Raw genomic sequence first — 14,288 nt, forward strand, 5'->3', positions numbered from 1 at the left:
CGCGTCCACGCACGAACAGAAGTGTTCCTTGCGTTGTGTCTGCGGCTCGTCGTTGCAATCACCAACTTCGAACGAGGAAACGATCCGGGCTGTGAGAAGCTATGAGATGGATTCTATGACACGCTCTCGAGCGCAACTGTCGGGATCGGCGGTGAGTGACGTGTTTCGAGGTGCTCGGGTCGGCGTCGTGATCCCGGTGTACAACGAGGCGGCGTTCGTCGGAGAGGTCGTCGACACGCTCCCCGCGTTCGTCGACCGCGCGTACGTCGTGGACGACTGCTCGACGGACGACACCTGGCGGGTCGTCCAGGAGCGACAGGCGGCTCACGCCACGGACACGGTCGTCAGGCAGGCCGACGGCGGTCGGTTCGGCCCCTCGCTCGTCCCGATCAGACACGACTCGAACCGGGGGCGGGGCGCCGCGGTCAAGACCGGGTACCGGGCCGCACTCGGCGACGGGATGGACGTCGTCGCGGTGATGGACGGCGACGGGCAGATGGACCCGGACCGGCTCGACGACCTGGTGCGTCCGGTCGCCGACGGCGTCGCCGACTACGCGAAAGGCAACCGGCTCGGCGCGCCCGAACACCGGAGCGAGATGACCGCCTGGCGCCGCTTCGGGAACCGGTTGCTGTCGGTACTGACGCGGGTCGCGAGCGGGTACTGGGGGACGAGCGACTCGCAGAACGGGTACACTGCGATCTCCGCGGACACGCTCGAGGCGCTCGACCTCGAGGAGGTGTACGACGGGTACGGCTTCCTCAACGACATGCTCGTCCGGTTGAACGTACTCGACGCGCGCGTCGTCGAAGTGCCGATGCCCGCGATCTACGGGGACGAGGAGAGCGGCATCGAGTATCGCTCGTTCGTCCCCGCGCTGTCGCTGTTGCTGGCCCAGCTGTTCGCCTGGCGGCTGACGACCAAGTACACCGTCGGACAGCTCCACCCGGTCGCCGTCCTGTACGGCCTCGGGCTCGGCTCCGGGGCGTTCGGTCTCGGCTACGTCACCCACTGGTTCGCCCCGCTCGCCGACGAGGCGGGACGACTCCAGCTGGCGTTCGTGATCCTCGGGACGAGCGCCACAGTCACCCTGGTCGCGCTCGCTCTCGATCGCCTGCACAACCGCCATCTCGTCACCGACGGTGAGCGACCGTGACCCACCTCCCGGACAGCCTCGCCGCCGCGCTCGACCCCGTCGAGGGCTACGCCGCCGCGTTCCCCGACCACGAGTTCGCGCTGTGCCTGACCCACGACGTCGACCGACCGTACAAGGGGTTCAGATCGCTGTACTACGCGCTCACGGACCGGCCGTCGTATCACCTGCGGACGGCGCTGTCCGGCGAGAACACCTACTGGCAGTTCGAGTCGGTGATGGCGCTCGAGTCGGAACTGGGCGTCCGGTCGGCGTGGTACTTCCTCGACGAACCGAACCTCCTGCGCGAGGGGACGCCGACCGACTGGCTCGACCCCGAACTGTGGGTCCAGTTTCTCGGACGCTACGACCTCACTCACCCCGAACTCGCCGACGCCATCGGCGCGCTCGACGACGGCGGCTGGGAGGTCGGGCTCCACGGGTCGATCCCCTCTCACGCCGACGTCGAGCGACTCCGGGTCGAGAAAGACCGCCTCGAACGCGTCCTCGGTGGCCGGGTCGGCGGCGGTCGCCAGCACTACCTCAGGCTCGACGGACTACGGACGTGGCGACGCCAGCGAGCCGTCGGTCTCAGGTACGACTCGAGTCTCGGGTCGGGCGAGACCTACGGATTCCGACACGGGTACGCGCCGCTCCGACCGTTCGACGACGAGTTCGTCGTCTTCCCGCTGACGCTCATGGAGCAGGCGCTCCCCGGCGTCTCCGACGACACCGACCGCGCGTGGCGGGAGTGCGAGTCCCTGCTGGCGGAGGCCGCCGACAACGACGCGGTGATGACCGTCCTGTGGCACCCGCGGTACTTCGCCCGCCGGGAGTTCCCCGGGTACCGCCGCCTCTACCGGGCCCTCGTCGAACGCGCCCTCGACATGGGCGCGTGGGTCGGCCCGCCGGGGGCGCTCTACGACCGCCTCGTGGAACGCGGGCTCGTCCCGGACTCGACGGACTCCACGGGCGCGGCGGACGCCGAACCGACGAGCGAGACGCCGTCGGGCGTGTAACCGCCCGACCGTCCTGGCCGCCCGGGTCGGGGGGCCCCGCGGACGCCGCGGTGGTCACGTCTCGGTTGCGGGTTCGGTCGACTCAATCTGCGAGACGATGCGTTCGGCCGCGTGGCCGTCGCCGTAGGGCGACGGCTGTTCCGCCGGCGGCGACGCGTCAGTCAGGGCGTCGACGATCGCTCGTTCGTCCGCGCCGACGAGTGCGTTCCACCCGGCGTCGACCGTCTCGGTCCACTCCGTCTCGTCTCTGAAGGTGACGCAGGGCCGTTTCAGGAAGAACGCCTCCTTCTGGACGCCGCCGGAGTCGGTCGCGACCGCTCGCGCCCCGGAGAGCAGTGCGACGAACTCCAGGTACCCAACTGGGTCGACGAGGGTGAGCGACTCCGCCGCCCACTCCCAGAGGCCGAACCGTTCGAGGGCCCGTTCGGTCCGCGGGTGGACCGGGAGGACGACCCCGCCGTCGACCGCGGCGAGCGCGTCCACGATCGCCGAGAGGCGGTCGGGGTCGTCGGCGTTGCGGGGCCGGTGAACCGTCGCGAGGACGTACTCCCCGCGTTCGACGCCGTACTCGGCGGCGACGTCGGTCTCCTGGTCCGCGACCTCGCGCGCCCACAGCATCGCGTCGTACATCACGTCCCCGACGAGCTGACACCGGTCCCCGAGCCCTTCGCGGTCCAGGTTCTCGACGGCCGCTTCGGTCGGCGCGAACAGCAGATCCGACGCGTGGTCGGTGAGGACGCGGTTGATCTCCTCCGGCATCGAACGGACGCCGCTCCGCAGTCCCGCCTCGACGTGAGCGACCGTGACGTCGAGTTTCGCACCGACGATCGCGCCGCCGAGCGTCGAGTTCGTGTCGCCGTACAGCACCAGCACGTCGGGGTCGGCGCGGTCGACGAGCGGCGCGAGCCGAGCCACGACCGCGGACGTCTGCTCGGCGTGGGTCCCCGAGCCGACGCCGAGTTCGTGAGCCGGTCGGGGGATGTCCAGCTGGTCGAAGAACACGTCCGAGAGCTCCTCGTCGTAGTGCTGTCCCGTGTGGACGAGTCGTTCCTCGTGTCGCTCGCCGAGCGCCCGCGACACCGGCATCGCCTTCACGAACTGTGGTCGCGCACCGACCACCGACATCACGTTCACGGACCGCTCACCCGCCACTCACGCCGTCCTTCGCGAACCCCGACCCGACTGCGACTGGCATATGTCTCCCGATAGACATTATCGATTACCTCACACCCTATTCTCTCCCCGTCAAAGACTCGCTGGCCACGCATCGGTCGATAGTGCACCTTCTATTATATTGTTATATTTGCCGTATCGGTGGCGCGCACAGAAACGTCCAGTTACCGGCCTGATAGCCGCTGTATTACGTGATTCGGAGACGGTGGTGTCGTCCGAACGGCCTGCGCCCGGTTGCAGGACGCGACGGAATGGCGGACGCCGACCCGTTCACGCGGCGACCGCTCCTCGTTCGACCCACACCCTCGCAACGAGTCTGGCATCCTTTCACGACTCGGGCCGTGGGCATCCTCCTCGAAGCACTGTGACACAGACAGCGGCGGCTGCGTGGTCCGACGGTCGGCCGGGAACGATCGACGGTCGGCCCGACCGACTCGACGCGGCCGAGTCACTAGAGCGCGCCGCCTCTACTAGTAAGAATACTTGGAGAAAGAATAATATATACTATTCTAGTGAATGTTCGAACGATAGTAGAACCCCCTGTCAGAAGATATCGGGTCGACGCACCGGCGCTCGGCCAGCGATCGCTCGAAGAGACGTCCGGTGTCGAGCACTCGATCTCGAGCTGTCGGCGGTTGCCGACAGGAGCGGGGGTCGCGCTCGCAAAGATAACACCTTTCAGACGCCGAACCGACGAAATAGGCCAGGCGAAGTGCCACGGCCAACTCGACACCGCTGTGAGCGATGGGTCCACCGAACTTCGAATCGAACGAACGACGAAATCTGTTGTATCGGGCCGTCTACAGCGTCGCTTCCCCGCGGTACTCTGTTGGACGTCGAACTCTCTGGCCGACGCAACCGGACCGCCCGTTGATCGCGATCACCGCGGTCGGTAGTCGTATCTACTCCCCATCCGAACCGTCTGTTACCGCCGATCATGCGAAAAATATAATTTTTCGAGTATAGAACGTATTCAGACATGAATTGGACACTGTGTCATACATCGCGCCGTCTCTCCGGCCGCCCGATGGAGCGGATCCGGCGGCCCGTGACGACCGCGCCTTCGTGACGTTCCCGCCGTCGAACACTGGGTCTCGTCGACGGATTCCCGGACGAGCGCGCCTTCGACCGGGAGATCGGGCAAGCGTGTAGACACATATTGTACGGTAATGCCGGAACGAAAGCCTGCCTAGTTATTACACTACTACGATTGTAATGAGATCTCAGGACACTCCGAATGGACTGTGTTAGTCTGTTATTCCTGCGCTGCTCGAAACGACTGCGGCCCAATATTCCGGTAATACCGGAACAATACGTCGGTACCCGTTCGTTTCGTGGAGTAGACCGGTGTCGATGGGCTATCGTTCGGGTTCACACGCCTCTCGGTTCGGTAATACCGGACGCTTGTGGCGGCCGTGAGCTGACCGCGAGACGAGGGGTGGGTTTCGGATCCGCGAGCGCGGATCGTGTGACGACCGACCCGACTCCGATCCGGAGGTCGAGACCGGAAGGCCTCGGTCGGGCACGCAAGGGTTATGTAAACGGTTGCCCGAAGTACTGGACGAACGGCGGTCAGCAGCTACTATGGAAATCACAGATATCGACGTCACGAAGGTGAGTACAGAATCGTGGGGCGAGTTCGTGGAGTTCCCCCTCGTCACGGTGATGAGCAAGTACGACGAGTACAACAACGCCGAGGGCGACAACCCGCAGGCCCGGCGCAAGTGGATGGGCCCGATCGGCGACGTCGTCGTCGAGGTCCACACGGACGCGGGGATCACCGGCGTAGGCCACGGCAACTGGGCGACGGGCGCCATCGAGACCATCGTCGAGGAGACGCTCTCGAAGCTCGTCGTCGGCGAGGACCCCCAGGAGCGCGAGCGCCTCTGGGACATCATGTACCGGGCGACGATCCCGTTCGGTCGGAAGGGCGCCGCCATCGAGGCGATCAGCGCGGTCGACCTGGCGCTGTGGGACATCGCCGGCAAGGAGGCCGACAAACCCGTCTACGAACTGCTCGGCGGGCCGGTCCAGGACGAGATCCCCTGCTACGCGAGCAACCTCCACCCGGTCGACATGGACAAACTCGAACGCGAGGCCATCGAGTACGCCGAGAAGGGCTTCGACGCGATGAAGCTCCGGTTCAGACACGGCCCCGAGGCCGGTCGCGCGGGCATGAAGGAAAACGAGGAGATCGTGAAGACCGTCCGCGACGCCGTCGGCCACGACATCGCTATCGCCGGCGACGCCTACATGGGCTGGTCGGTCCGCTACGCGAAGAAGATGCTCGACCGACTGGAGAAATACGACATGGAGTGGGTCGAGGAGCCTGTCATCCCCGACGACATCGACGGCTACGCCGAGGTCCGCGAGTCCACCAGCATCCCGATCTCCGGCGGCGAACACGAGTTCACCCGCTGGGGCCACGAGGAACTGCTCGAACGCGAGGCCGTGGACATCCTCCAGCCGGACGTCCACCGCTGCGGCGGGCTGACGGAGCTCCAGAAGATCGACGCGCTCGCGAGCACGCACGACGTGCCGGTCGTCCCCCACTCGGGGACGAACCCGCACCTGCACTTCATCGCCGCGTCGACGAACGCGCCGATGGCGGAGTACTTCCCCATCCCCGAGTGGTTCCAGGAACAGCAGGAGGCGAAAGACTCCACCTACGCCGACGCCATCTACGAGCACCCGCCGGACGCCGAGGACGGCGTCATCCCGCTCCCCGACGGCGTCGGCCTCAGTTCCGAGCTCAACCGCGAGGCGCTCGACAACTACGCCGTGGAGTGACCATGTCCGACATCAGCTTCGAGTACAACGTGCCGGTGTTCGCGGGCGCCCCCGACGAGGGCAGCGAGCCCGTCCACCGCGACACACCCCAGTACGAGTCGCTCGACTGGGAGACCACGCTGGAGGGCGTCCGCCGGGCCGAGGAACTCGGCTTCGACGCCGCGTGGGCGCCCGACCACCTGATGCTCGGCCGCGACAACGCCGAGTACGAGTGCTGGACGCTGCTGTCGGCGCTCGCCGGCGAGACGGACGACATCGACCTGGGCTCGCTCGTCCTCTGCAACGACTACCGCAACCCGGCGCTGGTCGCGAAGATGGCCGCCACGCTCGACGTGATCTCGGGGGGGCGACTCCAGCTCGGCCTCGGCGCCGGCTGGCACGAGCCCGAGTACGACGCCTACGGCTGGGAGTACCGCGACGGCTTCGAGCGGCTCATGCGCCTCGACGAGAGCATCCGCCTCATGAAGCGGATGTGGGACACCGACCCCGGCGAGGGCGCCGACTTCGACGGCGACCGCTACCAGATCGAGGACGCCCACTGCGAGCCCGGCCCGGTCCAGGACCCCCACCCGCCGATCCTCGTCGGCGGGCAGGGCGAGGAGGTCACCCTGAAGCTCGTCGCCAAGCACGCCGACGTGTGGAACACGGACGTGTTCAACGGCGACGTGCCGACGCTGGAGCACAAGATCTCGGTCATCGAGGACCACTGCGAGACGGTGGGCCGCGATCCGTCGGAGATCGAGTATTCCTGGGACGGCCACGTCATCTGCACGCGCGACGAGGAGACGTTCGACCGGCTGCTCGACCTGATGACGCCGATCCAGTTCGAGGAGGAGTACCAGGACCAGGCGCCCATCGAGACCGAGGAAGACGCCCGGGAGTACTTCGTTATGGGAACGCCCGAGGAGTGCGCCGAGGCCATCGAGGACCGCGTCGAAGCGGGCGTCACGAAGTTCCAGTGCTGGTTCGTCGACTACCCGGACTTCGAGGGCATGGAACTGTTCGCCGACGAAGTGATGCCCGAGTTCGCCTGACCGCGTCTCGATTCTCCACTCGACGGGGGTCCGGGTCGACCGCCCTCAGATCCCCTCGAAGCCGTCCCACTCGTCGGGCGTGATCCGACTCGATAGGGCGACTCAGCCCTTCGTTCCGCGCTGGGAGAGGGCGGTAAAGGCGTACGCGCCCAGACCGATCAACACGAACGCGGAACCCCAGATCGGCAACATCCCGGCCCAGACGCCGGAGCCGAGCGCGAATCCGATCGCGATGAATGCGACCCCGACCGCCGCGAGTTGCAGCGAGAAGGAGGTGCGAACCGGGTCGAGTAGGGCGAGCGGGCTCCCGGACGACTGTGACGAGTCCGCGTTCGGACTCTCGTCGGTGTCAACGGCCATACCAGAATATCAGCCTATATTCGGATAGTTGTTTCGCCGCCGGAGAACCCGGGCGCTCGGTACCCGATCGGACTCTCGGCTACCGTGCGGGAACCGACGGAGCCCTCACCCGAGGTCGAAAACGTCCCACTCGAAGTAGGAGATGAGCGCGACGAGTGCCAGCATCGTGAGACAGAGGGCGGCGGTCATCGCGGCGACGACGTACGACGCGGTGCCCGGTTCGAGATACGGGTAGGAGAACCCCAGCAGGAGCAAGAAGAGGACGTTGACCCCGAACACCACTTTCAACACAGAGCGCGTGCGATCCATCCGAGAGATGCTACCGAACGAATCGTCAAATAGCTTGTCTCCGCACCGGCGTATTCTCGTACTAACCGGCCACCAAAGTAGTGTTGAACGGCAGTAATCTTCAGCGAAATTTATTTATATTAGCCTGTGGACATACGACCGAATGTCTGACGATAACAGACGACAAGCCAAGTGGCTTAGCCGACGGAACGCCCTGAAGAGCGGTCTCGCCAGTAGTGCGGCGCTGCTCGCAGGTTGTAGCAGTGGTTCCGACGGTGAAGACGGTGGAGACGGAGGGGGCGGAGACGGAGACGGGGGTACCGGAACGCAAACCGGAGACCCAGTTCAGGAACGCGTCGACGAGCGGTTCACCATGGCACTCCACCGCGGGACGTACAACATGGCCAACGCCTCGTGGAACCCGTACGATCCCCAGAGTGCGATGGCGAACTTCGACCCGCCGGGGCTGATCTACGACCCGACGGTCGTCTGGTATCACAGCCACAACGAGGGGCAGGGTGTCATCGCGAACGACTGGGAGAAAGAAGACGAAACGACGCTCCTCGTCGAACTGAGCGAGGAGTGGGAGTGGCACAACGGCGATCCGGTCACGACCGCCGACTGGAAGACCGACCTGGATCTGATGTTCAGGATATCCAATATCACTTCCCCGGATTCGAATGCGCATGCCGTCATCAGTGATTACGAGGCCGTCGACGACTACGCGATGCGGTTCCATCTTCACGACGCCTTCAGCACCGACCACGTTATCCAGCACGCCGTCGCTTCCGACCTGATGATCAAGGAGGACGTGGGCGATCCGTCCTTCGGCGATTGGCGCGACGACCTCATGGACGTGGACGCAGAGAGCGAGGAAGCATCGCAGACCGTCTCCGACTTCCAGGAGTGGACACCGAGTGTCGACGAGGTCGTCGGTAACGGTCCGTTCGAACTCGTCGAAGTGACGGACAGTGCTTTCGTCACCGAAGTGTACGACGGCCACCCCAACGCGGAGAACATTAACTTCACCGAGTACGTCATCGAGAAACACTCCGATCAGGTCCTGGCCTTCATGGAAGAGGAGGTCGACGGGCTCGGCCTCAATCTGCCCGCTTCGCCGGACGTCATGGATCAACTGCCGGAGCGCCAGAACATCAACCGGGACTACAACCACGCCTGGTCGCTCCTGTTCAACCTCGGGAACTACGACTGGGCCAACTCGCCGGCCGAGAACCCATCGAACCAGCCGATCACGTCCGATCGGCGGGTCCGGCACGCTATCTCGTGCGCTGTCGACAAAGAAGAGCTCTGGGCGTCAGTTCCGCAGCAGTACGAACTCTACGAGCTGCCATCGTCGTTCCTCAACCAGACGACGGTCGACGAGGGAGTGGTCGACATCGAGGGGTACGATTACTACAACGTGGACGGAGACCGGGCAACGGCGCTCATGGAGGAAGCCGGGTACCAGCGAGATGGCGGGAAGTGGTACGGCGAGGACGGCGAACCGGCCACGCTCAGGCTGATCGCTCAGTCCGGCACCAGCGTCCAGGTCGACGCGCTCGACTCGGCACGACACCAGCTGGAGGAGTTCGGATTCGACGTGACCCTCGACGCCGTCGACGAGGCCACCTACGGCGAAGCCCGGCTCAACGGGGACCACGACATCATCTTCGACAACCACCCGATCTTCTCGCTCACCGGGCTGACGTACGTCGGCTTCGTCTGGGACTGGTTCGCCAATCTGACCCACGCCGATTACAACAATTCGACCTGGGATATCCCGGCGGAAATCGGAAACCCCGACGCCAACGAAACGATGGAGATCAACGTCATGGACGAAATCGAGAAAATCCCCCTCACCGACGGCTCGGAGCCGCTGCAACGGCTAACGTGGTGGTACAATCAGGTACTGCCGATGTACAATTGTGTCGTCGGCCGGGACTACGGCGCGATCAACGCGAGCGACTGGGTCGTCGACGCTCCGGACGCGCTACTGGACAACCGCGTCGCCGAATTCAACCTAGTGAAGATTTCGGACGCGACGCTCGCCCCGAAGCAGGAGTAAGCCGTCCCCGCTTCGGCAACGTACTGAGACAGACACGATTGGAACTGCAATGATTGTAGAAATTAACGATACGCTGTTAGACAGATGAACTGGAAGATACGCAGGATAGGTCAGGCCGTGTTTACCGTCCTGGCGGTGTTGACCCTCTCGTTCGTGATGATACGGATGATGCCGGGTAATCCGGTCGACGCCTTCGTCGCCCGGGTCGGTCCCCAGCTGGAGAACCCGCAGGAGGCCTACGAGCGTGCGGAGACGTACATGAACATCAACCCGCAGGAACCGATGCACATCGCCTACGTGAACTACATGGCGGACATGATCCAGGGCGACATGGGCCGCTCGATGAGCCAGAACGCGCCGGTCGCCGCCATCATGGCCGAAGCCATCCCGTGGACGCTGTTCGTCATGAGCTGGGCGGTGTTCCTCGGCTTCGCAGTCGGCATTTCACTGGGCGCGCTCATGGCCTACTGGGAGGGGAGCAAGTTCGACAGCGCGCTCACCGGCTACGCCACCACCATCACCTCGATCCCCTTCTACGTCCTCGCACTCTTCCTGTTGATGACGTTAGGCTATCAGCTCGGGTGGTTCCCGACAGGCGGTCGGCGGCCCGAGGGCGTCGCCGTCGGGTTCAATTTGCCGTTCATGATGGGTATCATCTACCACGCGACGCTGCCCGTCCTCTCGATGTTCGTCGCGTCGGGCGCGGCCTCACTGACGATGCGTGGGAACAGCGTCCGCGTCCTCGGCGAGGACTATCTGCGGGTCGCCCGGCTACGCGGCCTCTCCGACCGAACGATCGCCATTCGATACGTGGCCCGAAACGCGATCCTCCCCATGTACACCGGACTGATGATCGCTATCGGCACGATGTTCGGTGGGGCAGTCGTCCTGGAGGAGATATTCTCCTACAGGGGGATGGGGTATTACATGATCCAGGCCGTGCGAGCGCGTGACTATCCGCTGATGATGGGAACGTTCACGGTGATCACGATCGCTGTCGTGATCGCGCTGTTGATCGCCGACCTGACCTACGGAAAAATCGATCCCCGAGCAGGGAGTGAGGACCGTGAAGCGTTCTGACGACGACGACCGTCGAGCGGGCGACTCGATCGACGAGTTCGTTCCCGCCCGTCCGGCCGAATCGAGCGGCGGTTCGGCCGGCGACGGCGCCGCCGAGACGGTTCGGAGCGACGGCGGGACCGTCGGATCGGGGTCCCCGTTCGAGACGACCTCGTCAACCGAAGAAACCCGCGGCGACCGAGTCAGGCGATTCCTCGACGAGTTCGTCCGTACCCCGTGGTCGATCCTCCGCGACGACTGGCGAGCACTGGTCGGATTCGTGATCGTGAGCGTCTACGTGTTGATGGGGACCGTCGGCGTCTACCTGGTGGAGACGACGTCTCCCGCGGCCGGGCCGAAGCTGGTCGGCGCGTTCCAGAGCTCGGAGTTCCCGCTCGGGACGACCTCGGCGGGGAAAGACATCCTCTCACTCACGGTGCACTCGACGCCGTCGATCATGATCATGATGACTTCGGGCGCCGTGTTCACGGTCGTCGTCGGGACGCTCTTCGGAGTCGTTACCGGCTACAAAGGCGGTCTCGTCGACACTGCACTCAGCACGATCACCGACGTGTTCATCAACATTCCCGGGCTCCCGCTCGTGATCGTCCTCGCGACGCTCCTCGAGGAGTGGATCAACAATCCGGTCACGCTCGGCGTGCTGCTGGCGATCGCGGCGTGGGCGGGACTCGCCCGCGCGATCCGGTCGCAAGTGCTGACGATCCGCAGCGAGTCGTTCGTCGAATCGGCCCGGGCGATGGACCTCTCGACGAGGTGGATACTCTCGCGGGAGATCGTCCCGCACCTGATGCCGTACATCGTGGTGAACATGGTGAACGCGGCCCGACGGGTCATCTTCGCGGCGGTCGCGCTGTACTTCCTGGGCGTGTTGCCGTTCTCGGACGCCAACTGGGGCGTCATGCTGAACAACGCCTACAACGCCGGCGCGCTCTATCGGCCGTCGGCCTACCACTGGCTGCTCGTCCCGATGATCGCCATCTCGGGCATCGCGCTCGGGCTCATCCTGCTCGCGCAGTCGCTGGACCGCGTGTTCAACCCGCGGGTCAGAGCCCGACATCAGAATACCGGCGACGGCGAGCGGCTCGAACCGGACACCGAGGACGACGCGAAGGACATGATGAACGTATGATCCCGATTCGACCCACGACGACGACGCGCGACGACCGCACCGAGCGACGAGCCCCCGCACCGGAGGTGGCCCGATGACCCTCTCTCGGTCCGACGCGAGCACCGCGCGACCGGCGGACGACGTCGTCATCGAGCTACGGGACACGTCCGTCGAGTACGGGATGGACCGCGGGACGTCGAAGGTCCTCAACGAGGTGGACTTCGAGGTCCAGCGAGACGAGATCGTCGGCGTCATCGGCGAGTCGGGCTCGGGGAAGTCGATGTTCGCCTCGGCGATGCTCGACGCGGTCCCGGAGCCGGGCGTCACGACCGGCGAGGTGATCTATCGCCCCGAGGACGGCGAGCCCGTCTCCGTCACCGACCTCTCGAAGGAGGAGCTCCGGCGGTTCCGCTGGGAGGAGGTGTCGATGGTGTTCCAGGGCGCGATGAGCTCGTTCAACCCGGTCATGGATATCCGGACGCACTTCGTCGAGACGCTCAGCGCCCACGACTACGACGTCGACCGGGGGATCGAGCGCGCGAGGGAACTCCTGTCCGACCTCTACCTCGATCCCGACCGGATGCTCGATTCGTACCCGCACGAGCTCTCTGGCGGGATGAAACAGCGCGTGCTCATCGCGCTGTCGCTCGTCCTCGAACCCGAGGTGCTGGTGATGGACGAGCCGACGGCGGCGCTCGACCTGCTCATGCAGCGGTCGATCGTCTCGCTGCTCGAGGAGATCAAGGAGAAACACGACCTCACGATCGTGTTCATCACGCACGACCTGCCGCTGGTCGCCGACCTCGCGGACAGGCTGGCGGTCCTCTACGCCTTCGAGTTCGCGGAGGTCGGTCCGTCCGAGGACATCCTGGAAAATCCAGCCCACCCCTACACGCGGGCGCTGCTGAACGCGACGCCCAACCTCTCGGCGCCGCTGGAGGAGATGCGCCCGATCGAGGGCGAGAGCCCGGACCCGGTGAACATCCCCGACGGGTGTTCGTACCACCCCCGATGTCCGCTGTCCGACGAGCAGTGCGTCGAATCCGACCCCGGCCCGTACGACGCGGGCCCGGAGCACGACGTCCACTGTCACCACTGGGAGCAGTCCGTCGAGGACATCGACGTCGCCTTCGCCGAGACGGACGAGCGAGCGTTCACCAGCGCGGCCGAGAAGGCGGTCGACGAGCCGCTCGTGTCCCTCTCCGACGTCGAGGTCACGTTCGGCTCCGAGAACGACGGCTGGCTGGACTTCGGCGAGGACGAGACGGTGTCCGCCGTCGACGGCGTCTCGCTCGACGTCTACGAGAACGACGTCCTCGTGCTGGTCGGCGAGTCCGGGTGTGGCAAGACGACGCTCGGGAAGACCGCCGTCGGGCTGCAGCGCCCCACTGGGGGTTCGATCGAGTACCGCCAGCGTGACATCTGGGAGGGCAGCGGCGGCACGAGTTCGCTCGCCGACGAGGAGATCCGCCGCGCGCTCCAGATCGTCCACCAGGACCCCGGAAGCTCGCTGAACTCCCACCAGCGCGTCCGGACGATCCTCGAACAGCCGCTGAAGCGCTGGCACCCCGAACTCGACGGCAACGACCGCCGCGAGCGGATACTCGGCATGCTGGAGTACGTCGGCATCACCCCGCCCGAGGACTACGTCGAGCGGTATCCCCACCAGCTCTCGGGCGGCGAGCAACAGCGGATCGCGCTCATCCGCACGATGCTGATCAACCCCGACCTCATCCTAGCCGACGAGGCCGTCAGCGCGCTGGACGTGTCCCTGCGCGTCGGGATGATGGACCTCATGATCGAGTTGCAGGACGCCTTCGACACCTCCTTCCTGTTCATCAGTCACGACCTCTCGAACGCGCGCTACCTCGCCGAGAAGACCGGCGGCCGCATCGGCGTCATGTACCTCGGGAGACTCGTCGAGGTCGGCTCCGCCGAGCGGATCATCCAGAATCCCCAGCATCCCTACACGAAGGCGCTGCGCTGGGCGACGCCCGAACTCGGGGAGGAAGCGCGGGAGGACCCCCCGATCCGGACGATCGACATCCCCGACGCGCAGGACCCGCCGTCGGGCTGTCGGTACCACACGCGCTGTCCCGAAGCGCGCGAGGTCTGTACGACCGAGTCCCCCGAGTTCGTCGACGTCGGCGACGAGACGCAGATCCAGCGGAGCGCCTGCTTCCGCGCGCTCGACGAGCACCCCTACTGGCAGAGCGACCCGATCGCCGACGACTCGTAG

General features: G+C 65.4%; 11 protein-coding genes and 1 pseudogene. 9 read left to right on the forward strand and 3 right to left on the reverse strand.

The annotated features are described in order from the left end of the window. The 3 genes and pseudogenes from D1409_RS14125 to D1409_RS14135 form a co-directional block, all read left to right on the forward strand. Positions 1–105, forward strand: a pseudogene (locus D1409_RS14125) (IS5/IS1182 family transposase); the annotation flags it as partial. A gap of 10 nt (positions 106–115) precedes the next feature. Then, positions 116–1,156: a glycosyltransferase family 2 protein gene (locus D1409_RS14130; RefSeq protein WP_235853564.1), complete on the forward strand. Its 1,041-nt coding sequence runs from the start codon at positions 116–118 to the stop codon at positions 1,154–1,156. Next, positions 1,153–2,151 carry a polysaccharide deacetylase family protein gene (locus tag D1409_RS14135; RefSeq protein ID WP_123537644.1) on the forward strand — a complete coding sequence of 333 codons (999 nt, stop codon included), beginning with the start codon at positions 1,153–1,155 and terminating at the stop codon, positions 2,149–2,151. The genes D1409_RS14130 and D1409_RS14135 overlap by 4 nt, the downstream gene beginning before the upstream one ends. A gap of 54 nt (positions 2,152–2,205) precedes the next feature. Here the strand turns inward: D1409_RS14135 and wecB are convergent, their stop codons facing one another. Further along, positions 2,206–3,285 carry a non-hydrolyzing UDP-N-acetylglucosamine 2-epimerase gene (gene wecB / locus D1409_RS14140; RefSeq protein WP_123537645.1) on the reverse strand — a complete coding sequence of 360 codons (1,080 nt, stop codon included), beginning with the start codon at positions 3,283–3,285 and terminating at the stop codon, positions 2,206–2,208. 1,623 nt (positions 3,286–4,908) lie between these two features. Here wecB and D1409_RS14145 point away from each other — a divergent pair. After that, positions 4,909–6,114 carry an enolase C-terminal domain-like protein gene (locus tag D1409_RS14145; RefSeq protein ID WP_123537646.1) on the forward strand — a complete coding sequence of 402 codons (1,206 nt, stop codon included), beginning with the start codon at positions 4,909–4,911 and terminating at the stop codon, positions 6,112–6,114. A gap of 2 nt (positions 6,115–6,116) precedes the next feature. After that, complete coding sequence (locus D1409_RS14150; protein ID WP_123537647.1) at positions 6,117–7,148, forward strand: TIGR03560 family F420-dependent LLM class oxidoreductase; 1,032 nt, start codon at positions 6,117–6,119, stop codon at positions 7,146–7,148. 102 nt (positions 7,149–7,250) lie between these two features. Here D1409_RS14150 and D1409_RS14155 read toward each other — a convergent pair whose 3' ends face one another. Further along, positions 7,251–7,508: a hypothetical protein gene (locus tag D1409_RS14155; RefSeq protein WP_123537648.1), complete on the reverse strand. Its 258-nt coding sequence runs from the start codon at positions 7,506–7,508 to the stop codon at positions 7,251–7,253. Between the two features lie 105 nt (positions 7,509–7,613). Then, positions 7,614–7,817 (reverse strand): hypothetical protein, encoded by a 204-nt coding sequence (locus tag D1409_RS14160; protein WP_123537649.1) that lies wholly within the window; start codon positions 7,815–7,817, stop codon positions 7,614–7,616. A gap of 352 nt (positions 7,818–8,169) precedes the next feature. Here D1409_RS14160 and D1409_RS14165 point away from each other — a divergent pair, with 352 nt between their 5' ends. The 4 genes from D1409_RS14165 (at position 8,170) to D1409_RS14180 (ending at position 14,288) form a co-directional block, all read left to right on the forward strand. Beyond that, a complete protein-coding gene (locus tag D1409_RS14165) occupies positions 8,170–9,861 on the forward strand; it encodes an ABC transporter substrate-binding protein (protein ID WP_206425061.1) in 1,692 nt (563 codons plus the stop codon). Between the two features lie 84 nt (positions 9,862–9,945). Then, positions 9,946–10,941, forward strand: a complete 996-nt coding sequence (locus tag D1409_RS14170) for an ABC transporter permease (RefSeq protein WP_123537651.1) — start codon at positions 9,946–9,948, stop codon at positions 10,939–10,941. Continuing rightward, positions 10,928–12,070 carry an ABC transporter permease gene (locus tag D1409_RS14175; protein WP_206425062.1) on the forward strand — a complete coding sequence of 381 codons (1,143 nt, stop codon included), beginning with the start codon at positions 10,928–10,930 and terminating at the stop codon, positions 12,068–12,070. Before D1409_RS14170 ends, D1409_RS14175 begins: the two co-directional genes overlap by 14 nt. A gap of 73 nt (positions 12,071–12,143) precedes the next feature. After that, entirely contained in the window at positions 12,144–14,288 is a 2,145-nt protein-coding gene (locus D1409_RS14180; RefSeq protein WP_123537653.1) for an ABC transporter ATP-binding protein, read from the forward strand.

The sequence above is a fragment of the Halosimplex salinum genome (assembly GCF_003730195.1).
GTDB classification, from domain to species: Archaea; Halobacteriota; Halobacteria; order Halobacteriales; family Haloarculaceae; genus Halosimplex; species Halosimplex salinum.

Coding starts and splice junctions, on each gene's coding strand:
- D1409_RS14130 (WP_235853564.1), top strand. CDS start 116: ATGACACGCTCTCGAGCGCAACTGTCGGGATCGGCGGTGAGTGACGTG.
- D1409_RS14145 (WP_123537646.1), top strand. CDS start 4,909: ATGGAAATCACAGATATCGACGTCACGAAGGTGAGTACAGAATCGTGG.
- D1409_RS14150 (WP_123537647.1), top strand. CDS start 6,117: ATGTCCGACATCAGCTTCGAGTACAACGTGCCGGTGTTCGCGGGCGCC.
- D1409_RS14155 (WP_123537648.1), bottom strand. CDS start 7,508: ATGGCCGTTGACACCGACGAGAGTCCGAACGCGGACTCGTCACAGTCG.
- D1409_RS14160 (WP_123537649.1), bottom strand. CDS start 7,817: ATGGATCGCACGCGCTCTGTGTTGAAAGTGGTGTTCGGGGTCAACGTC.
- D1409_RS14165 (WP_206425061.1), top strand. CDS start 8,170: ATGGCACTCCACCGCGGGACGTACAACATGGCCAACGCCTCGTGGAAC.
- D1409_RS14170 (WP_123537651.1), top strand. CDS start 9,946: ATGAACTGGAAGATACGCAGGATAGGTCAGGCCGTGTTTACCGTCCTG.
- D1409_RS14180 (WP_123537653.1), top strand. CDS start 12,144: ATGACCCTCTCTCGGTCCGACGCGAGCACCGCGCGACCGGCGGACGAC.